The sequence below is a fragment of the Pseudomonas sp. MYb541 genome, assembly GCF_037479595.1.
Lineage (GTDB): Bacteria > Pseudomonadota > Gammaproteobacteria > Pseudomonadales > Pseudomonadaceae > Aquipseudomonas > Aquipseudomonas canadensis.
Genome location: NZ_JBBGYS010000026.1, coordinates 33,742 through 58,139, shown reverse-complemented (window position 1 = coordinate 58,139; position 24,398 = coordinate 33,742). Strand labels below are relative to the sequence as shown.

The 24,398-nt window shown below is 52.7% G+C and carries 16 protein-coding genes, 1 other RNA gene and 1 pseudogene; 13 read left to right on the top strand and 5 right to left on the bottom strand.

Annotated elements, in window-relative coordinates:
- Positions 1 to 21: 21 nt before the first annotated feature.
- From WH299_RS17225 to WH299_RS17180, 10 genes and pseudogenes are all read left to right on the top strand, one after another.
- On the top strand, positions 22 to 1,716 hold the full coding sequence (locus WH299_RS17225; protein WP_122728078.1) for a lactate permease LctP family transporter: 1,695 nt from the start codon (positions 22 to 24) through the stop codon (positions 1,714 to 1,716).
- 57 nt (positions 1,717 to 1,773) lie between these two features.
- The gene (locus tag WH299_RS17220) at positions 1,774 to 4,584 is read left to right on the top strand and encodes an FAD-binding and (Fe-S)-binding domain-containing protein (protein ID WP_339550871.1); all 2,811 of its coding nucleotides are present in this window, start codon (positions 1,774 to 1,776) and stop codon (positions 4,582 to 4,584) included.
- 150 nt (positions 4,585 to 4,734) lie between these two features.
- Positions 4,735 to 5,013: a hypothetical protein gene (locus WH299_RS17215; RefSeq protein ID WP_010206635.1), complete on the top strand. Its 279-nt coding sequence runs from the start codon at positions 4,735 to 4,737 to the stop codon at positions 5,011 to 5,013.
- 104 nt (positions 5,014 to 5,117) lie between these two features.
- Positions 5,118 to 5,514, top strand: a transfer-messenger RNA (tmRNA) gene (gene ssrA, locus WH299_RS17210).
- 188 nt (positions 5,515 to 5,702) lie between these two features.
- Complete coding sequence (locus tag WH299_RS17205; protein WP_339550870.1) at positions 5,703 to 6,959, top strand: integrase domain-containing protein; 1,257 nt, start codon at positions 5,703 to 5,705, stop codon at positions 6,957 to 6,959.
- A gap of 285 nt (positions 6,960 to 7,244) precedes the next feature.
- Positions 7,245 to 8,660, top strand: a complete 1,416-nt coding sequence (locus WH299_RS17200) for a hypothetical protein (RefSeq protein WP_339550869.1) — start codon at positions 7,245 to 7,247, stop codon at positions 8,658 to 8,660.
- Positions 8,661 to 9,711: 1,051 nt separating this feature from the next.
- On the top strand, positions 9,712 to 11,112 hold the full coding sequence (locus WH299_RS17195; RefSeq protein WP_339550867.1) for a YfjI family protein: 1,401 nt from the start codon (positions 9,712 to 9,714) through the stop codon (positions 11,110 to 11,112).
- A complete protein-coding gene (locus WH299_RS17190; protein ID WP_339550865.1) occupies positions 11,096 to 11,455 on the top strand; it encodes a hypothetical protein in 360 nt (119 codons plus the stop codon). Before WH299_RS17195 ends, WH299_RS17190 begins: the two co-directional genes overlap by 17 nt.
- Positions 11,433 to 12,413 (top strand): integrase domain-containing protein, encoded by a 981-nt coding sequence (locus WH299_RS17185; protein WP_339550863.1) that lies wholly within the window; start codon positions 11,433 to 11,435, stop codon positions 12,411 to 12,413. The genes WH299_RS17190 and WH299_RS17185 overlap by 23 nt, the downstream gene beginning before the upstream one ends.
- Positions 12,410 to 12,676: pseudogene (locus WH299_RS17180) on the top strand (hypothetical protein); the annotation flags it as partial. The gene WH299_RS17185 and the pseudogene WH299_RS17180, both read left to right, overlap by 4 nt.
- An 80-nt stretch (positions 12,677 to 12,756) precedes the next feature.
- Here WH299_RS17180 and WH299_RS17175 read toward each other — a convergent pair.
- Positions 12,757 to 13,919 (bottom strand): IS3 family transposase gene (locus WH299_RS17175; RefSeq protein WP_339550862.1). Its coding sequence is split into 2 segments (ribosomal slippage): positions 12,757 to 13,664 and positions 13,664 to 13,919, totalling 1,164 coding nucleotides; the frame shifts between segments, so codons are not numbered across the junction.
- A 327-nt stretch (positions 13,920 to 14,246) separates the two neighbouring features.
- On the opposite strand from WH299_RS17175, the gene WH299_RS17170 reads away from it, so the two are divergent.
- From WH299_RS17170 to WH299_RS17160, 3 genes are read left to right on the top strand one after another with little or no spacing between them, the layout of a single operon-like run.
- Positions 14,247 to 15,173, top strand: coding sequence for a DUF4007 family protein (locus tag WH299_RS17170; protein ID WP_339550861.1), 927 nt, complete (start codon positions 14,247 to 14,249; stop codon positions 15,171 to 15,173).
- On the top strand, positions 15,163 to 18,498 hold the full coding sequence (locus tag WH299_RS17165; RefSeq protein WP_339550859.1) for an ATP-binding protein: 3,336 nt from the start codon (positions 15,163 to 15,165) through the stop codon (positions 18,496 to 18,498). Before WH299_RS17170 ends, WH299_RS17165 begins: the two co-directional genes overlap by 11 nt.
- Positions 18,491 to 19,333: a phosphoadenosine phosphosulfate reductase family protein gene (locus WH299_RS17160; RefSeq protein WP_339550857.1), complete on the top strand. Its 843-nt coding sequence runs from the start codon at positions 18,491 to 18,493 to the stop codon at positions 19,331 to 19,333. Before WH299_RS17165 ends, WH299_RS17160 begins: the two co-directional genes overlap by 8 nt.
- 27 nt (positions 19,334 to 19,360) lie before the next feature.
- Here WH299_RS17160 and WH299_RS17155 read toward each other — a convergent pair whose 3' ends face one another.
- The 4 genes from WH299_RS17155 to WH299_RS17140 are packed head-to-tail and all read right to left on the bottom strand — an operon-like array spanning position 19,361 to position 24,230.
- On the bottom strand, positions 19,361 to 19,837 hold the full coding sequence (locus tag WH299_RS17155; RefSeq protein ID WP_339550856.1) for a hypothetical protein: 477 nt from the start codon (positions 19,835 to 19,837) through the stop codon (positions 19,361 to 19,363).
- Positions 19,834 to 21,858 carry an AAA family ATPase gene (locus WH299_RS17150; protein WP_339550854.1) on the bottom strand — a complete coding sequence of 675 codons (2,025 nt, stop codon included), beginning with the start codon at positions 21,856 to 21,858 and terminating at the stop codon, positions 19,834 to 19,836. Before WH299_RS17150 ends, WH299_RS17155 begins: the two co-directional genes overlap by 4 nt.
- A 3-nt stretch (positions 21,859 to 21,861) precedes the next feature.
- The gene (locus WH299_RS17145; RefSeq protein ID WP_339550853.1) at positions 21,862 to 22,047 is read right to left on the bottom strand and encodes a hypothetical protein; all 186 of its coding nucleotides are present in this window, start codon (positions 22,045 to 22,047) and stop codon (positions 21,862 to 21,864) included.
- Positions 22,047 to 24,230, bottom strand: coding sequence for a DEAD/DEAH box helicase family protein (locus WH299_RS17140; RefSeq protein WP_339550852.1), 2,184 nt, complete (start codon positions 24,228 to 24,230; stop codon positions 22,047 to 22,049). Before WH299_RS17140 ends, WH299_RS17145 begins: the two co-directional genes overlap by 1 nt.
- Between the last annotated feature and the right edge of the window lie 168 nt (positions 24,231 to 24,398).

The following is a 24,398-nucleotide window of genomic DNA, read 5'->3' as shown; positions in this document are numbered from 1 at the left end:
AACAATCAGGGGCCACCCCATATGCAAACCTGGCAACAGCTCTACAGCCCGCTCGGCAGCCTCGGCCTGTCCGCACTGGCGGCCGTCATCCCGATCGTATTCTTCTTCCTGGCCCTGGCCGTGTTTCGCCTCAAAGGCCACGTGGCCGGCAGCATCACCCTGGCGCTGTCGATCCTGGTGGCGATCTTCGCCTTCCAGATGCCGGTGGACATGGCACTGGCCGCCGCCGGTTACGGCTTTGCCTACGGTCTGTGGCCCATCGCGTGGATCATCGTCGCGGCGGTGTTTCTCTACAAACTCACGGTCAAAAGCGGCCAGTTCGAGATCATCCGCAGTTCGGTCCTGTCGATTACCGATGACCAACGCCTGCAAGTGCTGCTGATCGGCTTCTGCTTCGGCGCCTTCCTGGAAGGTGCGGCCGGTTTTGGCGCCCCCGTGGCGATCACCGCAGCGTTGTTGGTCGGCCTGGGCTTCAACCCGCTGTACGCCGCCGGCCTGTGCCTGATCGCCAACACCGCGCCTGTCGCATTCGGCGCCTTGGGCATCCCGATCATCGTGGCCGGGCAAGTCACCGGCATCGACGCGTTCAAGATCGGCGCCATGACTGGCCGCCAACTGCCGCTGCTGTCGCTGTTCGTGCCGTTCTGGCTGGTGTTCATGATGGACGGCGTGCGCGGCGTGCGTGAAACCTGGCCGGCCGCTCTGGTTGCTGGTTTGAGCTTTGCCATCACCCAGTACTTCACCTCCAACTTCATCGGCCCGGAACTGCCGGACATCACCTCGGCCCTGGCCAGTCTGATTTCCCTGACGTTATTCCTGAAAGTCTGGCAGCCAAAACGCACCGCAGGCGCACAAATCGCCGGCGCCACCTCCAGCGCGGCGGTCACGGCCAGTGCCGGCGGTTTCGGCCTGCCACGCAACACCATCGTCTCGCCCTACAGCCTCGGGCAGATTTTCAAGGCCTGGTCGCCGTTCCTGATTCTCACCGTGCTGGTCACCATCTGGACCCTCAAGCCGTTCAAGGCGATGTTTGCTGCCGGGGGCTCGATGTACAGCTGGGTATTCAACTTCGCGATCCCACACCTGGACCAACTGGTGATTAAGGTCGCGCCGATCGTGACCAACCCCACCGCGATTCCGGCCGTGTTCAAACTGGACCCGATTTCGGCGACCGGCACTGCGATTTTCTTCTCCGCGCTGATCTCGATGCTGGTACTGAAAATCGACATCAAGACTGGTCTTACCACTTTAAAAGAGACCTTCTACGAACTACGCTGGCCGATCCTGTCGATTGGGATGGTGCTGGCCTTCGCCTTCGTCACCAACTACTCCGGCATGTCTTCGACCATGGCACTGGTATTGGCCGGCACGGGCGCAGCCTTTCCGTTCTTCTCGCCGTTCCTCGGCTGGCTGGGGGTTTTCCTGACAGGCTCTGATACCTCATCCAACGCCCTGTTCAGCTCCTTGCAGGCCACCACCGCGCACCAGATCGGCGTCAATGACACCCTGCTGGTCGCTGCCAACACCAGCGGCGGCGTCACCGGCAAGATGATCTCGCCTCAATCCATCGCCGTGGCGTGCGCCGCTACCGGCCTGGTGGGTAAGGAATCCGATCTGTTCCGCTTTACTCTCAAGCACAGCCTGTTCTTCGCCACCATCGTCGGGCTGATCACCCTGGCCCAGGCCTACTGGTTCACCGGTATGCTGGTGCACTAAGACCTGCACGTAATGCCGCCGGATACGATTCCGGCGTCAGCTATTTCTGGAGGACCGATGAGCCTGCCTGCTGCTTTCCTGAGCGACGTCGCACAACTGATCCCGAAAGATCGACGCTTCGACGACCCCCTTTCCACCCTCGCTTTCGGCACTGACGCCAGCTTTTACCGACTGATCCCACAACTGGTGATCCGCGTGGAGTCAGAAGACGAAGTCGTTGCCTTGCTGCAACTGGCTCAGCGCGACCACGTACCGGTGACCTTCCGCGCCGCCGGCACCAGCCTGTCCGGGCAAGCCATCAGCGATTCGGTACTGATCGTGCTGGGCGACAACTGGAATGGCCGCGAGATTCGCGGGCAAGGCACGCAAATCCGCCTGCAACCCGGTGTGATCGGCGCCCAGGCCAATGCGTGGCTGGCGCCGTTCGGGCGCAAGATCGGGCCGGACCCAGCGTCGATCAATGCCTGCAAGATCGGCGGTATCGTCGCCAACAATGCCAGCGGCATGTGCTGCGGCACCGCACAGAACACCTACCACACCCTGGCTGGCATACGCCTGGTACTGGCTGACGGCAGCCGACTGGATACTGAAGACGCCACCAGCGTTAAGGCGTTTCGTGAACAACACGGCGCGCTGCTTGAGCGGCTGGCAACATTGGGTCGCGAGACGCGGGCCAATGCCGAATTAGCGGCCAAGATTCGCCACAAATACCGTCTGAAAAACACCACCGGGCTGTCGCTGAATGCCCTGGTGGATTTCGATGAACCGCTGGATATCCTCAGCCATCTGCTGGTGGGTTCCGAGGGCACTCTTGGTTTTATCAGCGCGGTCACCTATGACACCGTGATCGACCACCCGAACAAAGCCTCGGCGTTGATCGTATTTCCAGATGTCGAGACCTGCTGCAATGCAGTCACCGTCCTCAAAACCCAACCGGTCTCGGCCGTCGAGTTATTGGACCGACGCAGCATGCGCTCGGTACAGAACAAGCCGGGCATGCCCGATTTCGTACAGCAACTCTCGGAAAATGCCTGCGCCCTGTTGATCGAATCCCGCGCAGCATCGTCGTCTTTGTTGCATGAGCAACTGGCGCTGATCATGGCCTCCCTGGCCCCATTCCCGGTAGAAAAACAGGTCGACTTCACCGAAGACCCCACCGAGAACGCCCGACTGTGGGCAATCCGCAAAGACACCTTCCCTGCCGTCGGCGCCGTGCGCAAAACCGGCACCACCGTGATCATCGAGGACGTGACCTTCCCGGTTGAGCAACTGGCAATCGGCGTCAATCGCCTGATCGAACTGTTCGACAAACATCACTACGACGAAGCGATCCTTTTCGGACATGCGCTGGAAGGTAATCTGCACTTCGTATTCACCCAAGGCTTCAACAGCGCGGAAGAAGTCACACGCTACCAAGCGTTCATGGACGACGTGGCGCAATTGGTGGCGGTGGAGTTTGGAGGTTCGCTTAAAGCCGAACACGGCACCGGGCGCAATATGGCGCCGTTCGTGGAACTGGAATGGGGCAGCGACGCCTATCAATTGATGTGGCAACTCAAGCGCCTGCTCGACCCTAACGGCATTCTCAACCCGGACGTGGTGCTCAGCGAAGACCCGCAAATCCACCTCAAGCACCTCAAACCACTGCCCGCTGCCGACGAGCTTGTGGATAAGTGCATCGAATGCGGCTTCTGCGAACCGGTGTGCCCGTCGAAAGGCCTGACCTTGAGCCCGCGCCAGCGCATCGTGATCTGGCGTGACATTCAGGCGAAGAAACGCGCCGGTGTCGACACCACTGAGTTGGAAGCTGCGTATCACTACCAGGGCATCGACACCTGCGCCGCGACCGGCCTTTGCGCTCAACGCTGCCCTGTAGGAATCAATACCGGCGACTTGGTGAAAAAACTGCGCAGCCGTGACGCCGACCGTCCGAAAACCGCCGAGTGGCTCGCCACCCACTTCTCCACCGCCCTGCAAGGCGCGCGCTTTACCCTGCATATGGCCAACGGCGCCCGCATGCTGCTGGGCGCACCACGCCTGGCGAAGCTATCAGCCAGCGTGACCAAGCTGTCCAAGGGGCAAATTCCGCAGTGGACCAACGCCATGCCGCAGCCGGAAAAAGCCATCCGTTTCAGCCCGGCAGTGACGGACGAACGACCACGGGTGGTCTACCTGGCCGCCTGCGTTTCACGTGCCATGGGCCCCGCAGCGGGGGATAAGGAACAGATGTCGCTGTACGACAAAACCCGCAGCCTGCTGGAAAAAGCCGGTTACCAAGTCGTGCTCCCCGACAATCAGGACAGCCTGTGCTGCGGCCAGCCTTTCGCTTCCAAGGGCTACGCCGAACAGGCCGAACACAAGCGCCAGGAGCTGATCGGCGCCCTGTTGCACGCCAGCCGTGGCGGGCTTGACCCGATCTACTGCGACACCAGCCCCTGCACCCTGCGCCTTGTGCAGGACCTGGGCGAAACGCGGCTGGACCTCTACGATCCGGTGCGCTTTATCCGCACCCACTTGATGGACCGTCTCGACTTCACACCCCAGGAAGCCCCCATCGCCGTGCACGTCACCTGCAGCACCCAACACCTGGGCGAGAGCCAGGCCCTGATCGATCTGGCTCGACGCTGTTCCAATAGCGTGATCATCCCTGAAGGCATCCATTGCTGCGGATTTGCCGGTGACAAGGGCTTCACCACACCGGAACTCAACGCCCACTCACTGCGCACCCTCAAGGACGCGGTGCAATATTGCAGCGAAGGCATCTCCACCAGCCGCACCTGCGAGATCGGTCTGAGCCAGCATGGCGGTATTGATTATCACGGGTTGGTCTACCTGGTTGACCGCGTCACTCAAGCCCGCGCCCACTGATCCTGCAAAAATGAACCTGCATAAAAACAGAACCCTCGCGCGCCGGCGTAGTCATCTGCATAGGCCTCGACAAACGAGGCTCATCAGTGATGTCGCTGGCAGCCGTTGAACGCCAGCAGCGTCGAGCCCTTTTGTGCAAGGAGATACCCTATGAAGCGTTCCGCTCTTGCTGGCTTGTTCATTACCGCTGCGATGCTGGCTTCCCCTGTGTTCGCTGCGGGCGAGCCGGATTTGTGCAAAATCAATCTGGACAAAATCAACAACGGCAAAGCGCTGCTCGCCACTGACACCAGTGGCAAAAGCGGCGAGATAGACACTGCCGTCTCCCAAGCCAAAGCGGCCCACGCCGCGGGCGATGACAAAAAGTGCATCGAGATCACCTCGAAGGCGCTGCAAGACCTGCAGAACAGCGAAAAAGGTGGCCAATAGACTGCTCAGTCACGGAAGACCAACCTTCGGGTTGGCCTTCCGTGACGGTTTGGCGTACACTGCAAAGGCTTGTCACTCACTATGAAACAACGAGTTACAAGCACGGGGCCGTTTAGGATTCGACGCCGGTTGCGAAACTTTAGGTGCATGCCGAGTTGGTAACAGAACTCGTAAATCCACTGTTGCAACTTCTTATAGTTGCCAATGACGAAAACTACGGCCAGGAATTCGCTCTCGCTGCGTAAGCAGCCTTAGCCCTGAGCTTCTGGTACCTTCGGGTCCAGCAATCACCAGGGGATGTCTGTAAACCCAAAGTGATTGTCATATAGAACAGAATCGCCGTGCAGTACGTTGTGGACGAAGCGGCTAAAACTTACACAACTCGCCCAAAGCACCCTGCCCTTCGGGTCGCTGAGGGTTAACTTAATAGAAACGGCTACGCATGTAGTACCGACAGCGGAGTACTGGCGGACGGGGGTTCAAATCCCCCCGGCTCCACCACTTCATCATATAAAGACGTCCACGGACGTCTTTTTTTGTGCCTGAAACCCAGTTAAATCAAGGGTTTCCAGCGCTTCTGAGGTTCACAATGGTTTTTTGAGTTCCAGGCGGTTTGGTATTCCCATTGGTATTCCCGGCTACCCAGCGCTAATCTTGGGAATACCAAAAGGTGACATGGAGTACTTCTCATGTGCGCTCAAACCGCCCGCCTCTCGGACCGTCAGCTCAAGACTGTCAAACCCAAAGACAAGGACTACGTCCTCACCGATGGTGACGGGCTTCAGCTGCGAGTCAGGGTCAATCGCTCGATGCAGTGGAATTTCAACTACAGGCATCCAGTAACGAAGAACCGAATCAACATGGCACTCGGCACCTATCCCGAGCTTTCTCTTGCGCAAGCCAGAAAGAAAGCGGTTGAGGCCCGAGAGCTGTTGGCGCAAGGCATCGACCCCAAAGCTCAACGCAACGAGCTGGCGCAAGCCAAACGAGCGGAGACAGAACACACGTTCGAGAACGTGGCCACGGCCTGGTTCGAACTGAAGAAAGATTCCGTCACACCGGCATATGCCGAGGACATCTGGCGCTCACTTACGTTGCATATTTTTCCGAGCATGAAATCGACACTCCTCTCGGAAGTCAGCGCCCCGATGGTCATCAAGCTCCTCCGCCCAATCGAAGCCAAAGGCAGTCTCGAGACAGTGAAGCGGTTGAGCCAACGGCTCAACGAGATCATGACTTACGGGGTGAACTCCGGGCTGATTTTCGCCAACCCTCTCAGTGGCATTCGGGCGGTCTTCAAGAAGCCCAAGAAAGAGAACATGGCCGCGCTACGACCCGATGAGCTTTCCGAGCTCATGATCGAAATCGCGAACGCCAGCATCAAGCGCACGACTCGCTGCCTGATCGAATGGCAGTTGCACACCATGACTCGTCCTGCCGAGGCGGCGACCACCCGATGGGCAGACATCAACTTCGAAAAACGCATCTGGACCATCCCGCCGGAGCGGATGAAGAAGCGCCGCCCGCACAGCATCCCGTTGACCGATCAAGCACTCGCACTGCTGGAGACGCTCAAGTCCCACAGCGGCCATCGGGAATACGTGTTTCCGGCAGACAGAGACCCACGCACCCACGCCAATAGCCAGACCGCCAACATGGCGTTGAAACGCATGGGCTTCCAGGACCGCTTGGTCAGCCACGGCATGCGCTCCATGGCCAGCACCATCCTGAACGAGCATGGGTGGGATCCGGAGCTGATCGAAGTCGCGCTGGCGCATGTCGACAAAGACGAAGTCCGAAGCGCTTACAACCGAGCTGACTACATCGAACGCAGGCGTCCGATGATGGCTTGGTGGAGTGAGCACATCCAGAAAGCGGCCACTGGCAACCTGTCGGCATCTGCGATCAATCAAACCAGGGACCACAACGTCGTGCCGATACACTGAGTCCTTATCGGATGGTGCTGATAACCACAAATGACGCCTCATCTGCAGTGATAGTGTAGGCGGCTGGACAACACTCCTTTCGTCCTCCGACCACTTTAAGCGAAGATGTCAGAAAGAGGCGGTGCCCGGCCGGTCACCGACCGCCAATCTGGCTGTCAGATCTGAAAAAATTTTGGGGGTTAGGTGCCGGTAGCTCGTTTCAATTTTCACCTTCGGAAGGTTGAGGGTCAGTCCCAAAAACAATAGGGATATCGATCTTTTCAGTATTTAAGGATTATAAGCACCATGCAGGTTAACCACACACGCATCCAGCACGGAGTTGGCCAAGGTTCATTTCACTCTGCTTCGGTGATTTTTGAAGCGTCGAATACCAAGTACCGTTTTGATTACATCTACGACTGCGGCGCGCTAGCGAATTGGCAAAAAACCTCTGAGCTCAAACACAGCGTCAGCCGCATCTGGCTTGAGCCTCGCGAGGGAAGCGCGAGGCCAGTGCTCGACATGCTAATCCTGTCCCACTTCGATTGGGATCATATGAATGGCGCCCAAGACCTCTTAGCGCGATTCGAAGTAGATAGAATCGTTCTCCCGTATCTTGGGCCTCAGGAACTGGCGATTATCTTGGCCAGCCAAGCTGGATCGATAGCTGACGGAACCGTGGAGCAACTGCATAGCATCGCCACAGGCGGAGGGACTTTGTGGGGTAGCCCCATCACAATGGTACAAAGAGGGCCTAGACGCCCCCGCCCCGAAAAACCTGAAAGTCCTGAAGACCCTTCTCTGTCTCCCGAAGACTTCTTTCGCGCCTCGAATGAGATGGCTGAAACTCCAAAACGTGTGACCGTAGTACCGGATAACCAAGGTGCAGTCTTGGATCGTGTCCTCTCAGATGAAGAAGATCTGTTGGCGAAAGCACACCCAGGATCAGGCAATTGCGATTGGAAGATCCGATTTTGGAACCGCGGCATGGACAAGGAGTTAGGGGAGCTAATCCTCGACACACTTGGCCGCGTGGGATTTCCGGTGACTGCATTAACGGACAAAGTGAATGGCTCGAGAGACATCATCACTTGGCTTAATGTGAGACACCGTAAGGGACGCCCGAAGAAGGGAAGCGGAGTAAAAAAGGCAACGACTCCAAGCTCCAACCGCAATCTAGCCGTCGCGGCGTACAGAAGCGCCATCGAACAACACAAGCCCAGTTGGATAGGTGAAACTGAGGGGAAAAACCTAAGTAATTTCTTATCGCTGGGTATTTATTCGGGCCCTAACTTTCAGTTCGACAAAACAGGTTTCCGGTACGGATATCTGTACGGCGACCGCCCCTATCCATACCGACATATCCGCCATTTTTACAACGACTGGGGCACGCTGACAGGCTGGATCGGTACAGGTGATGCCCCGTTGGGCGAACCGACAGTCTGGGACGACTTCAAGCTTCACTACCAAAATGAGCTTCCCCTCACTCAAACCGTTCTTGTCCCACACCACGGTGCAGCCCCCAAAAAAGGTCCTCGGTTTTACAATCCTGGCCTCAATCATAAGGAAGGTTTGAATTCTGTAATTTCCTACGGGACGGAAAATACCTACGGGCATCCTCAGCCCTCGGTACTTTCCCAAATCATGTATGCCGATGGAACGCTGGTATTAGTAAACGAGAAATCTAAGTTTGGTTTCCATGAGAACTATTGCTTCCCTTGATAGCGAATCGGCGCCCGCCCGCTGGGGTGAGCGGTAGCGCATAAGTTTCGTTGTAGAGGAACAGGGTTGCAGTTTTGTTGGCGACAGCGGCGACGCCGGCGACAACCCGCCTAATACCTGGTCTGCAGCATGGCGACAGAAGTGGCGACTGTCACCGTTGCAAGCCTCTCTCTTTGGGGCTTTTTCGGCCAAGCCCACGCGAGCGGGAAGGCTCCGCATTCCCACTCGCATGGGCTCACATTAAAAACCGACGAACGACCACCCGGCCACGGAAAACCACCGGCCTCCAAGGTCTTCCAGCGCTACCGATTGGCGCAACAGCGGCCCCCAAAATACTGTTGACCGCTAGCAGAACGAGCGCTAAACCAGAACCGTACAAGCGCTGTCCTCGACAGCACCCAAGTAGCCAGAACCTTTGAGGCTACGCCACATCGTGGTGGTTCACCCCCAAGTGCGATTAGCGTCCGGCGGCTCGCACGGTCACAGCGATGTGATGGATGCCACTTCTCCCAGAATGCTCACTGCGGCAACTGATACCCCCTCCTGGCTGCTCTGCAGCAACTTATCCGCTTGGCCATTTCTTGCGCCAACCTGTTGCCCGTCTCTTTGCCCCCTAAAGAGACGGGCGCTCCTACCACTGCTGCAGCCCTGCTTGCACGGGCCTTTGCGGATTTTCCCCCTCGTGACAATCGGCGTGACAAACACCGAATGCTCACTCGCCACAGCGATGCCGGTGATTGGTGCCGCAGCCCAGGGAATGGACTGCACCTGACTGACAGTCAGGCATGCCCCAGTCATCACCTCACTGTCTTCACCTGGACTCAGGATCTCGCGGCACCGGTCTCGTCAGCCAGCGCAGCCTCCACCCGCCCACCGCTATCGGTGTTCAGGAGGCCAGATCATGAGATGCCCAAGCTCTCGGTCGTAAGGAGTCGTCAGTCCCGCGTAAGTGGACAAACCTCACAGGTCGCAGGGGCCTTGATCCCTGATAACACTCAACAACCGTGGCGGGATGAGTGAGGAGGAAGTCGATAATCTTAGGAGAATGGCGATGCAACTGTGCGAAGCGTTCGAGCCGCCACAACCGTTGCTGGAATACCAGCAGGTGCCACTGCCCTACCCGGTCGAAGCACTCGGGGAACTGTTGGGCCCTGCGGTTGAACGACTGGCCGAGGTGATCGGCGTACCCTGCGCCATGGCGGCGCAATCGGTGCTGGCTACTACTGCCCTGGTGAGCCAGGTTCATGCCAATGTCCAACTCGATGGCCGAACCTATCCATTATCCCTCTACCTACTGACGGTGGCGTCCTCGGGTGATCGCAAAAGCGCCGTGGATCACCTGGCACTGAAGGCGGCGCGCGACTGGGAACGACAGCAGTGGACCCTGTATGCGGCAAAGCTCAAAGCCTATCGCGCAGCCCGCAGCATCATGACAAAACCCAAAACCTCAAAGAAACACTCGGAGGCGGAAGGCGGTGAGCTGTCCGAGCCAGTCCCGCCGAGACTGATCATTGCCGAGCCCACCATTGAGGCCCTGGTCAAAAGCCTGTGCCATGGCTTGCCCAGCATGGGCTTGTTCAATGATGAAGGTGGCCAGTTCTTGGGCAGCAGCACCATGAGCAAAGAGAATTTGCTCAAGGCAATCACCACCTTGTCGACGCTGTGGGATGGCAGCCCGATCGACCGGGCGCGCTCCATGGCCGGAGAAAGCCTACGCGCCTATGACCGCCGCCTCAGCCTGCATCTGATGCTGCAACCCTACCTGGCCAACCAGCTGCTCAAAGACCCGGTGATCAATGGCCAAGGCATCCTGGGTCGTTGCCTGATCAGTTGGCCCGAGCGCCTTGCCGGCCAGCGGCTCTACAAAGCGATCGACCTGACCCGAGATGCCAAAGTCCAGTGCTACCAACAGCGGATCACCGCCCTGCTGCAAAAGCCCTGGTCGCTCCACAAGGATGGCTCACTCAATCCCACCACGCTGGAGCTGACTTCCCGTGCCCGTAGTGCCTGGATTGATATTCACGACACCATCGAGTGCCAGTCTGGCGAATTCGGCGAGCTAGCCGGCGTCCAGCCTGTCGCGAGCAAGGCCGCGGCGAATGTATTGCGTATCGCGGGAGTGCTGGCCATGGTTGAAGAGGCCAGTGCCTTGGACGAAGGATACATCCAGCGCGCCTCCACGCTGATGGATTACTACCTGGCCGAGATTCAGCGCCTGACGGAACAGGAGCCGGTGAATAGCCGACGCGAGGAAGCGGATCGGCTGCTGCGCTGGCTGATGCAGAAAGGCTGGACCCACTTCACCATCCGCGACGTTAATCGCAACGGCCCTCGCTTTGCCCGCAAGAGCGCTGACCATACCGCCTCTTTATTGGTCGTGCTGATCACTCATCGCTGGTTGAGCAGTCGCGACGGAAAAACTTTCGAGGTCCGTCATGTTCCGCCTCAATGACGCGGTGCGCCGCTACCAGGCGCAACATCGACCACAGCCAGAATCGCGGCGTGTCGCCACCGCTGTCGCCACCCTGTCGCCACGCGCCAGGCCAGAAACGACGCGGGTTGTCGCCACTGTCGCCGCTGTCGCCACACCACCCCTGGAGCCTACCAACATTGCCCTGCTGCTCGAGCAATTGCGTGAGGAAGGGGCACTGTTGCAACACCACGAGAACGCCCTCCTGATCCGCCCGACCCACTGGCGGCAGATGGACAGGCTCAGCCCTCACTGGAAAGCCTTGCTGCACTTTCTACAGACAAACGAAAACGGTGATGACGATGACCTTGATCAGTCGGCGTGATGGTCGCAACTTTGGCTATGGCCGCCAGCTGAGCTATGCCGGCCCACAAGCGCTAAAGGATTTGTTTGCCGACGGCCACTTCGCAACGGTCAAAGCCCATAGTGATCGCTGGCAAGCGTTCGTACGTTGGTGTCGGTCAGAGGAGGGCCCCGGTTACAACGATGCGCGCCAGATCGACCGACAGACGCTGCAGGACTACGCCGCGTATCTGCGCCAGCAGATCCAGCAAGGCGAACTCTGCATCGCTACCGCGCAGAACTGCCTGAGCAGCGTCAACCGCACCCTCGCTGCACTGCGCGGCGATCAGGACGTGAGGATCGCCAGCCCGAGCCAGGCGTTGGGACAGAAGCGCTCGACCGTACGCACCCGCGCGCCAGATGGCCAAGACCGCCAACAGGTGCAGCGAGTACTCGAGGCGCTGGGCGAACAGCAACACGAGCGGGTGGCCGCGATTATCCGTTTGGCCCGAGAAACCGGCATGCGCCTGCGCGAAGCGATCCTGGCTGACCTGCCACGCTTGCACCGCGAAGCCGAGCACTTAGGCCGCATCAACATCCAGGACGGCACCAAAGGCGGCCGTTCAGGGGCATCAGCGCCGCGATGGATTGTGGCCAATGAACAAGTGAAGGCGGCGCTGCAGTTAGCTCGTCATACCTCGCCGCCCCGTAGCCGCAACTTGCTCGCCCGAGACGAAAGCTACGCCGCATTCCTGCAACAGACCGTGCTCCCCGCCCGCGAAACGCTGCATAAACACGGCCTGAAGGGCTTTCATGAACTGCGCGCGGCCTACGCCTGCGAGCGTTACGAACAGCTCACGGGCCACGCCGCACCGGTCAATGGTGGCCACTGCTATCGCACTGACCGCGATTTGGATCAACAGGTGCGGCAACAGATCAGTGTTGAACTCGGGCATAACCGGATCGATGTGATGTCGGCCTACATTGGAGGTAGAGCGTGACTAGGCTCTTCGATATGGCGTTGTTCCTGAGCGGCGTCCTGACTGGCTCGACGGCCACGCAGCAACGCCACCTACGCCAAGCCCGAATCATGCAAGCGGCCATTCAACAGCGATGGCACCGAGACAACCCATGGACGTGGCAGCTCAAGCATGTGCGATGGTTCTTGGTGCAACATCTAAAGGATCACTCATGCCCTACCCGTTATTACTACCGGCTGACAGTCCTATTAGTATGGCGACGGATGGGACGGAAACTAGAACTTACGAGCAGATCACCTGCCGGCTGTCGACCCAACATTATCGATACCTCAGGCGTGGTTGTATCCGCTGGCTCTTGTAGTGGTCAACTAATCCCGGACACGACGTTAAGTTTTTTCTCGGCCTGAGCTGGGGCCAGTCCGTTATTGAATTGGTGCGGTCTAATCCAGTTGTACCGATGCATCAGGTAATGACTGATGTCGCGGTGCGCTTCTTGAGCTGTCATGTAGCCCACGGTCGGTATCCATTCAGTTTTCAAGCTGCGAAACACACGCTCCATCGGCGCATTATCCCAACAGTTTCCACGACGGCTCATGCTTTGGCGCATGCGGTAACGCCAGAGCCGTTGGCGAAACTGGCGACTGCCATATTGCGAGCCCTGATCCGAGTGAAACAGCAGCCCTTGAGGCCTGCCACGCTGTTCGTAAGCCATGTCCAACGCCTTGATGACCAGATCCGCATCCGGCTTGTTTGACAGCGCCCAACCCACAATTCGGCGTGCGTAGAGATCCAGAACGACAGCCAAGTAATGCCATTTCCCTTGAGCCCAGATGTAGGTGATGTCGCCACACCAGACTTGATTCGGCGCCGGCACATCAAACTCTCGATTCAAGATGTTCGGAATGTCAGGCCGCTCAACCGTCGCTTGTTTGTAGGCATGTGATCCAGGTTGTTTGCTAACCAACTCCAGCTCCCGCATCAGGCCACGCACCTTGAACCGCCCGATTTGCTCACCGTCTTCCTGCATCATCGACACGATGCTGCGGCTACCGGCGGCACTTCGACTTTGCGTAAACAGTTCGTTGACCCGACTGCGCAACCGAAGCCGCTCAACGTCCGGAGTTCGGCGCCTGAGGCGGTGGGCGTAGTAACACGAACGAGTGACATCAAAGACTGCGCAAAGCCAATCAACCGGCTCTTGGGGGCTCAGTTGATCAATCAGCGCGTGCGCTCGTGCTCTTCCGACATCAAGAGCGCGGTAGCCTTTTTTAAAATGGATTTCTCCCGCTCAAGGCGAGCGATTCGAGCTTCCAATTCCTGGATTTTCTGTTGCTCTGGCGTCAGCGCCTTGCTCTGCGGAGTCAAGCCGTTGCGCTCCTGCTGGAGTTGGTTAACCCAGCGACGCAACGCGGACTCGACCACCCCAAGCGAGCGGCTGGCTTCGATATGGCTATAGCCTTGATCGAGCACGAGGCCTGCGGCCTCGCGTTTGAATTCAGCGGAAAAGGAACGACGTTGTTTGGTCATCAGACACCTCTATCTGGCGAGCATTCTCGCCTAAATGGGTGTCCGGTTTCATTAGACCACTACACTCTACAGCCATCACAGGCGAACAGTAGACGCAGTGGGCCACCCCTAGCTGTCCTCTACCCATGACAGGCCCCTGGTAGCGTAGTAGGTCATCTAAGGCCAAGAACAACTCGCGTAGCAAAGCGGAGACGAACGCCAAAATGATAGCAAAAGACAACTACACTTAATATATTGATAGTTTCAAGCTATCAACAAAGCCCTTCATGGCCTCCTGATCAGCCTGTATACTCCTCCTGGCGACCTCATCCAGGCTACGGAAAACAGATGAACACCGAAAATAACATAGTCAAGCCGCAGTTCTCAGGGCACGAAACGTTTCCCCTTCGGCAGCTTTGGCTGAGTAAAGCTTATAACGCATCGGTGCGCGCAAGCGAATCAGGGAAATCCCCGTTCGGTGACGACGGAATTGTAAATTTTGGCGTGGGTAAGAACATGGTAGCCTCGATTAAGCATTGGGCTATCGCGTGCAAAATCATTGATGATAGCCAATATCACTTACCAACCAAACTTGGTCATGACCTATTTGGGACAGAGGGGCTTGACCCTTTTAGTGAGTCGCCTGCGACTGCCTGGCTTATTCATTGGATCTTAGCAAGCACCATAGAAAAAAGCACAACTTGGTATTTATTATTTAATCATTTAACCTCTCAAACTTTTGATCGAGAGAATATCAACGTTGCAATATTCCAGCAGATCTCTGAGCGGTTTTCGGGGCAAGGATTTAAAAGCATATCGCCATCCACAATCAAGCGAGATGTTGAATGCTGCATCAGAAGCTATGTTCCGCATCTTGGTGGTGACTCTACCGAAGAGATTAGCGAGCCGCTCCTCGGCGAACTAGGAATAATACAACAACATAATAAAAACACATTTGAGTTTCGCCGAGGAGCAAAGAAGTCACTACCTGACGGTATATTCATCTATGCATTGCTCGATTACTGGCAGCGCCAACATTCATCATCGGTTATGGCATTTGACAGGATCGCCCATGGATATGGCTCTCCAGGTCGGGTATTTAAACTTGATGAAGATGCGGTTGCAGAGCGATTGATGTCGTTAGAGGATATAACTCTAGGCGAGATCCAGTGGACCGAACAGGCTGGCATTAGACAAGTAGTCAGGCGCGGCAATTCATTATACGAAGTACAAAATTCAATGTCAGAATCACTACGGAAAGCCTATGTCTATTAAATCTGCTACCAAACCTAATAGACTAGACAAGGAAGTATATATATCTCGTCAGTTTATGCGATCTGTCCGTTTGGATACTGACATTGGAAGAGAAGACGCGCTCACCGGCTACGTTTGCCAACGAACCGCTCGCTATCTGCTGGAAAACATGGCAGAGCAAATATTAAACACCAAGCAACGTGCTTTTACTTGGACAGGCCCATACGGAGGAGGAAAGTCCTCCTTGGCATTAATGCTCTGCTCATTAGTGGGAAAAACAACCTCACTAAGGACAAAAGCCAAAGAAATTCTCGACCTTCCCAAAAGCTCTCCAATTTTAGAGTGTTTTGCAGCTGAGCAAGATGGCTGGGAAGTTATACCTATTGTGGGCAGTAGGACGGGGATCCACGAGACTCTAGTCGCGAAAATATTGGGCCCCAATACCAAAAAGCGTTTGTCTGCTAGCGAGCTCGCGGCGAAGATTGCTGCAAAAGCGGAAAATCATGCACAAGGTGTACTTTTAATAATCGATGAGTTGGGTAAATTCCTAGAGTCCACTGCACAATCGCCTGAAAATGATATCTATATATTCCAGGAGCTTGCAGAGGCAGCTAGCCGATCCTCCGGAAAACTAGTAATCGTAGGTATCCTCCACCAATCTTTCGAGGCATATGCGAATCGGCTAAACAGCGAAGTTAGAGATGAGTGGGCTAAAATCCAGGGCCGTTACGTCGATATTCCCCTTGTGACTGCTACCGATGAAATGGTAGAGCTAATAGGCAAGGCGATTAGCACATATGAAGGCTATGAAAAAGATGACATTTCCGTGTTATCTCACCTGGTTGGCTCGAGTATTCGACAGCGACGGCCTGGTACTGCCACTAGTATAGATACAGGTCTCTCCAAATGCTGGCCTTTACATCCCGCAACTGCCGCTATACTGGGCCCTATTTCTAAGCGGAAATTTGGGCAGAACGAACGCAGTACGTTTGGTTTTCTGTCATCTAGAGAACCGTTAGGCTTCACAGAGTATCTTCATGGGACAGTGAATCGACGAGAGCTGTATACCCCTGCGATGTATTGGGACTATCTCCGTGCCAACCTAGAGCCTGCTATTTTAGCGTCTCCCGACGGACATAAATGGGCGACTGGAGTTGACGCAGTAGAACGGGCTGAAAGCAAGGGAAAAAAAATCCATGTTGACATTGCCAAGACCGTTGCCTTGTTGGAAATGTTTAGAAGCGGATCTGGACTTGCTGCCGAAGAGTCGATAATAGTCAGCTCTATTAATGCTGCTGACGAACGCGAAGTGATTATCTCTCTTAACGACTTAATCAGCTGGCGAATTTTAGTCGAAAGAAAGCATCTTGGAGCCTTCGGAGTATATGCCGGGAGTGACTTTGACATAGAGGCAGCCATTTCTGGAGCAAAAGCCAAGAATAGCCCGGATATCGTAAAGCAGGTTATCAAGCTGGCCAACTTACAACCAGTATTGGCGAAGCGTTTCTATGCAGAGAAAGGAGCAATGCACTGGTTAGATCGGCGCATAGTACTTCTGTCAGATATTGCGCTTAACCAAGTATTGGTCACTCAGAGCAAGAACTCGCTTGGCGAATTTATTCTGTGCCTTACTACAGAGTCTACAGATAGTGAATCTGTCGTGAGCTTATTGACTAAAGCTTCCCAGGACAATTACAAAAACAATATAGTGTTGGGCGTACCCGAAAACTCTAGTCGAATCACTGCTCTTAGCTTGGAACTTATGGCTGCGGAGCAAGTAGGCAGTAACAGCTCTGAACTTGAGGGAGACGCTGTCGCCAGACGAGAGCTTGCCGCAAGAGTTTCTTCACTGCGAAGCGCCCTCGAAGATGAACTATCTGAAGCATTTCAGTCATCCGATTGGTTTTGGAATGGCGTAACAATCAAAGGCGGCAAAACCAGATCATTATCAGCAATAGCCTCCAAGATTTGCGACGAGGTGTACCCGCAGTCGCCAATCATCCATAGCGAGTTAGTGAATCGCGATACACCTTCGAGCAATTCCGTGAGGGCACGAAAAGATCTAATGTATCGAATGATATCATTCGAGCAGCAACAGGACTTGGCGTATGAAGGTTTTCCGGCAGACGCCGGTCTTTACTTTACCGTAATCAATGCTAACGGGCTCCACCGCTATACGTACCCTAGCGGCTGGCAGTTTACCCCTCCTGATAAGGGAAATAGGGGTATCGCAATGCAAGACTTGTGGAATGCCACGCAGGCCAAAGTCTTCAAAAAAAGCAAAAGTATTTTATTATCGGATCTCTACTCGTTCTGGGCCCAGCCTCCGTATGGAGTTAAAAGTGGAGTAATGCCCTTACTAGCGTTAGCTTTTTTTCTCGCAAACAGAGCAGAGCTTGCACTATATGTGTCTGGGCTATTCACGCCTGACCTTACTGAAACCGTGATTGACGAATGGCTTCTAGAACCTAGCTCGATAAAGCTCAGATATATCTCTGCAAGCCGAGACCAGAGTAAAACGCTTGAGGAGCTAGCAATTATATTGAGTGCTAGATTGTCTGGCCCCATAACTGCTGAACCTCTCTCCGTTGCCCGTGCAATGGTGCGATTCGGAAGCGAACTTCCGGGATGGGCAAAACGAACCACATCCATCTCCAAGCAGGCTCAGGCGGTGAGGTCCCTTCTACTAAGAGCCAATGATCCGCACAAGCTGCTGTATGCTGATTTGCCGACCATTCTAAATACTGATGAAGAGACGTCTCTCTCAACTGCTTTTGAAGCTGTAATGACCGAGATTTGGAGCTCTTATTCTGAAATGCTAGATCGTGTAAGAAGCACGTTGTTATTATCTATAGACCAAAACGATGGCGACGAGCAAAGGCTAATAGCCCGTGCGTCTGCCGTTAAGGGCACCAGTGGCGATTTCAGACTAGACGCTTTTACCTCGCGCGTTGAGACGTTCGACAATTCGGATAGATGTATTGAAGGTTTTATCAGCCTAGCAGTTAGCAAGCCGGCAGCTGCTTGGGTCGATAGGGACATCGATATGGCGAATGTGCAGTTGGGCACATGGTCAATGGATTTTAGGAAACTAGAAACCCTAGTACCAATGCATGGGAAAGGGAAAAATCGCCATATGATTGGCGTTGTTTTCAGCACCAAGCAAGGGGGAGATATCCATGACTCCGTTGATATATCCGACACTGACACACCCGTAGTGGATGATTTGGTAAGGAAGATACTGGCCCTTTCGAAAGACTTTAATAGCAATATTGCGATAGCAGCTCTCGCAGAAGTGGGGGCGAAAATTGTCAAGGCGAAATTGGAGGAGATCAACAATGGCTGATCATCACGTATTAGGTCTGTCAGGAGGCAAGGACAGCGCCGCGCTAGCTATCTATATGAGGCTGAATCATCCGGAAATTGACATCAGGTATTTTTTTACCGATACAGGTAAAGAGCTACCTGAGGTTTATGACTATTTAGGCAAGCTTGAAGGCTTCTTGGGGCGCCCAATCGAATACCTTAATCCACACCGAGATTTTGATTTTTGGCTCCGGCAGTACAACAATTTCTTACCATCTGCAAATACTCGCTGGTGCACTCGGCAACTTAAACTAGAACCTTTTAAGCAGTGGATAAAGCCTTGGCTTTCGGCTGGTGAGACGGTGCATAGTTATGTAGCAATACGGAGTGACGAGGAGCACCGTGAGGGCATGGTAACTCACCACAAAAAATTGGTCGTGCACCTACCTTTCAGAGAGCAAGGAATTGACAAAGCTACGGTGCTTGAGATACTCGACGGGTCTGGACTTGGCCTACCAAAGTATTACGATTGGCGCTCACGTAGTGGATGCACTTTTTGTTTCTTCCAACAAAAGATTGAATGGGTTCGATTGAAAGAGAATCACCCGGAAGAGTTCGAGAAAGCTAAAGCGTATGAGAAGACAGCACTTGAGCACGGTTCTCCCTTCACATGGACGCAGAAAGAGTCACTCAGCGAGCTTGAACAGCCAGTGCGCATTATTGCGATAAAGTCAGAATTCGAAACCCGTAAAAATAGGGAGCTAGCACGGCGTCGACCGAATCCGTTAAAGCCCACTGATTGTGAAAATCTTGATATAGATGAATTATATTTCGAGGAAGAGGGAGGCGGCGCCTGCCTGATTTGCCATAAGTAACACCCTCCTCATCTTTTAAAAAGCCGGTCACCAAGCCGGCTTTGGCAATTCGCGAGAGCTAAGATTTCCTTTATCCAGACTTACTCGCTCAAATGCCTTATCAATCAATGTGTCAAGTGCATCTGCATCCCCAGGATTATCATCTAGCCAACCTTTTATAACTGATAGCCCACCATTACAATAGCTTTCAAAGTACTTAACAGACTCTACTATATTGTCATCTTTCAAACATATTGCATCTTTTGTCTCTAGTAGAGCGAGCAAGTAAATAAATCCGTCCTTTTCATCTGTGGCATAGGTATGTAGAACAATTTGAATGCCATCAGGCTCTAAATCCTCTGTGACGTCGTGGGTGTAACCCACCATAGCCGCAAAAACCATCAGATCTTTGTTGAAGCCAAATAAGGGTTTTTGCGTATGTGGGTTCTTTCGAACACAAAGCTTTTCAACGACACCCTCATACTTTCTGTTACGCTTTATCTGCACGCTATTGGTATCGATCATAGAAAAGACACCTCTTCAATACGTGTCATATCTCTCATAGAGTCATACCGCACCGTTTCATGAAGCTTTCCATTGATCTCGATGCCCGCGCGTATACTTTGTTTCACAGCAGAAGACACCTCTAGCACCATATTATACTCAGCTCCTACCCTACTACGGATAGCAGACTCTACGGCGCCCTCCCAGTGAGATGACGACAAGAGGAAGACTATTTGGCTAACTGCGCCTGGCAACTCTCTAGCGATATTGGATTTATATTCATTATCCAAAACACCGAATGGTGCATCAATAACAAATGGGGCGGTAGCGCCGGGCTGAAGAACCTCGCCTTTAGCGGATAGCCTATCCTTGGCAATCGAAATAAGAGCAGATATAAAGGTTAGACTGAGTAGAAGAGCTTGACCATCACTGGTCGCTACTTTATTCCTTCTATTATCGTAAAGAACGATATCATAGGATTCACTTAGTGCAGCGATATAGTCTTGACGAACATACTTCCTCAAGAAATCATTGATTTTGGCCATTAATACATTTCTAGAGCTGCTCTCTGTATCCTCAAGAAGCTTCGTCAACTTATTCTCAAGTAGCTCTGCAAAAGCAATCCGCTTATTCAATAGCGAAATTTCTGGGGTCCGGGCACCCAACCTATTTATCTTACCCTTTAGTTCTTCTATAGTCTTGGCATATTCGAGAATATCTCGCTCTTTCCCCCAGATGCTGCGATCAACTTGCTCAATACTTTTCTTTAAATGGGTTCTTCGTTTCTCTTTATCCGCAATATCATCAAACGTAATACTCTTCAAATCTCCGGACAGTTCAGCAAGATCGCGCGACACTGTGTCTCTTGCCTGAATAACATTCGCAAGCTCACTTCGACTTTCAGTGAATACATCCGAAGCGTCCCGAAGTTCCTTTCTAATACTTGTCAACTGTCCACGTGCACGCTGAACTCTATTAAGGAGAATCGGATCTGCTGCTTTCTCTACCATCTTCAGGATATTAGCGTAAGACCCAGTTCCTTCTTTTACTTCAGCACCGCATATACATCGAGCTTGCTCAATAATATCTCTTACGAGCTGCTCATTAAATGGCGCAGGAACCGTTCCTTTCAGAGCCTTCTCGTCGATGAACTCGATCCCTTGATCTGCTACTTTCTTACCAAAAATACTTACGGCGTACTTAGTGATTAAGTTAGCGCGACGAATGTGGACTTGCTTCATCTGCTGCTCTATGCGCAACAGTTCACTTTCTTTCGAGTCTCTTTGTTTCTGCTTTGCCCGGACCACTTCAATATTGCTATCTCGATACTCCTGATCAACTATCTCCTTATCGCGTTCTAGATCAATTTTCTCATTTTTGAAATGCATTAGCTCTTCTGACGCCCGAGCTAATGTTTGCTCTAGATTTCCTAGCTGACTCTGTAGCTTACCTACTTCACTGGTTTGATCAACCGAGATTAATTCCTTCCTAAACTCGCTCTTTATATTAAGTATATCCTTTACCGCTATTTCTGCGACGGAAAACCCTAGTATATCCCTAATAGCATCGCGCACACTTCCTTTTCGGTTATCAGCAAACGCACCCGCGCCTTCGCCCTGAAAGAAAAAGTATCCTGCCATATCTTTTGGCACAACACTATTTATAAAAAAAGCTGGATTGTTTACGGCACTGTGGTTGCCAGTAGCTAGCTCTTCATGAACCGAAAAGCTTGGACCATTTAATGTTGAGTACCTACGCTGAACTAAGTACTTCCTCCCCATGTGAACAAAGCTGATCCGGACATAATAACCGCCATCACCCTCCTCTTTTTTTACATTATTTAGAAGTTCAGTAGGATGTTTAAAATTAGGGGTCAACTGTTCAAACAAACACCAGAGTATTGCGTTCAGAAATGCCGTTTTTCCAACGCCGTTCTCTGCATGAATTAGAGTCACATTCTTCTGTTCATCTGTGGAAAAATTTACCACTTGCGTTCCGTAGAACTGTCGAAAATTTGAGATCTCAATAGAAAGCAACTTCATCAATCAATCCTCTGCAGACTTTGCGATAATTGCGCGAATATCTTTCACCCGCTGAGGAGCGCTACCCTTGTTGTAATAGAAATTCCTAACAACCGCTATGATATCTCGTATCGCTTTATTTTCAGACGAGTCTTTTTCACGCTCCATCTCCTCCAGCGCCGCTGTGAAGTCTTTCCGTAAATCATCCATTATTCATACCCCATATCGCTCAAAGACCTTGACACTTCTGTCCGATTAAAAGACATAAGTTGAAAATCTCTAACCCTTTCGAGCTCCGCTCGTCTCAAGCTAAGACTCGCATTAGTGTCTTCGTAACCTGCTGCAGGACAAATCACAAAGTCGTGAATTTCTGCCATAAGCTTTCCCGGGTATCTGCGGAGAATTCGGCCCCGCCGCTGCACATATTGCCGGGGGTTTCTAGTGCTCGCTAAAATAAATGCGGTTTTGCACGCAGGTAGGTCTATACCCTCGTCTAAAACCTTCATCGCGACAAGACCATCAATATCCTTTCTGAGAAAACCACTCATTATGTTATCTCTCTGGGTCTTTGATTCACTGCTCGTAAACTGTGATGTTCTCCATCCAAACTCATTCAATACAGAACAGACCCTGTCGACATTCCTTGAAATACCACTAGCTGTCTCGGCTGAACCTTCAGGACAATAAAATAGGCAGTGTCCTTTGCTTACCCCCCCATCCGCTTTCAACAAAGACCGAAGCATCAGAAATTTATTCTCTGCTTCTCCAAGCAGTCGAGATCTTTGCCCGCAGAGTATCGTTAGAGAATCGCTTGCTCCATCTTTTGCTGAACCGATCAGGCCAGAGATTTTTTTGCTCAACTCTTCATATTCAATTTGTTCTTCTTCCGTCAGAGCCACGGGATAAACATGATAATTATACTGCGTCAAAACCCCATCATGGATAGCATCGGAGAGCTCGTATTCACTAACAATTTCCCCATAGTAATTAAGTAGCCTATCCTTTGCCACATTGGGGAAAGGTGTATCGAACTCATCATCATCGTCATTAAAAGGTGTCGCGGAAAGGCCTAAACGCATTGCCGCGTTAGGCAACGCTGCAAAGGCGTTCGTCGCTCCGTGCCTATGGCACTCATCGCCTATCATCAACATACGCTCCGGAGGAACAGTTTTGATGATTGACTGAAATGAATCCGAAGATAAGGTCTTATTTACCACGACGATAGGAAGAAATGATGACTGTCCGGTTTTGTAGAAGGCCACTTGCTCAGTTAATTTATGAGACCATTTTGCTTTCGATTCATAACACTGGATAGGAAAAATGTTGAACAGGCGAAGTACCGCAACCCACTGCCTCGCCAAATCTATGTAAGGCACCGCAATAATTAAACAAAGCTGCCCTGTGGATTCAAATATCCTTACTGCACCGTATATAGCAGTAATCGTCTTTCCGGACCCAGTTGCAAGCTTCATAATCCCTGTGAAACTATTTCGCTCCCAAGCCTCCAATGCTCGTCGTTGATGCGGCTTAATTGCAAACCGTTCGTTTCCGAGAACAGATGGAACCGCCGGCCCATTTTCGTTAGAATGTATTCCGCTAGCGAGTTGCGCTTGTTCAAAAATCTCGGATTCAATCTCAAAATTCAAAGCTGGATTTGTGGCTACTTGTTTTGCAATTTCTTCGTAGAACGAAGACGGCATTTCTAAAGTAACCGTATCCCTTTGTTTACCATTCCATAAAGACTCAAAAGCATCTTCATAAATTTTGCCGTAAGTTGGGTAAGCATCAGTCCAACTAGGGTATACCGAAATAGACTCGGCATTAAAATTGGCATCCATTGCAAATCCAGTCTCATTCGCAGAACCTTGAAACACTAACTTGTTGCCTAGTGAGTCAGTGACAACCCCAATCTTTTCGTGATACATACCACGACGCCTGCAGGCAAACTTTAACTCTAGGCGTCCACCGGCAACTAGCCAGGAAAGTAACCTTAACCTGTAATTGCTCAAAGTAGACTGGGGCGCAGACATGAATTCTATAAGCTGGTCTTTCAATTGCCCAGTTAACCAAGAATTCTTCTGCCCCTGCACTACTGCTTGATATTCTTCCTCATCAAGTGGGTGCCCTATGATCAATCGCATCTTACCGTCGGACTTGACCAAATTACTCAAGCCCTGGGCCGCAGAGGCAAGTAGTTCTGAAGAAAAATATCCTACAGCTCTGTCATAGTTCTTGGCGTGACTCAGTGCAGGGAGATAGAAATCTTTGAGCAAATCATCGTCACCTGTCCTGTAAACTGTTTTCCACAAAACCTCATTGAGCATATTTTTCCCTAAACATGATGAGAGCTGTGACAGGTAGGATCGCGCGCTCAACGCGCCTTGCAGCTCCATTGTGCCTGCGCTAGTTTCGGAACCAATTTTGTTACGTAACCTCTAGGAACACAAGCTTTTGACTTTGCTCAGGAATTAATGATTCCCATTATCAATAGTTGTATTAGGCCGCGGCTGATAACGATTACTGCCATTAAGTTGTCTCTGACCTACAGATAGCCCCAGTGG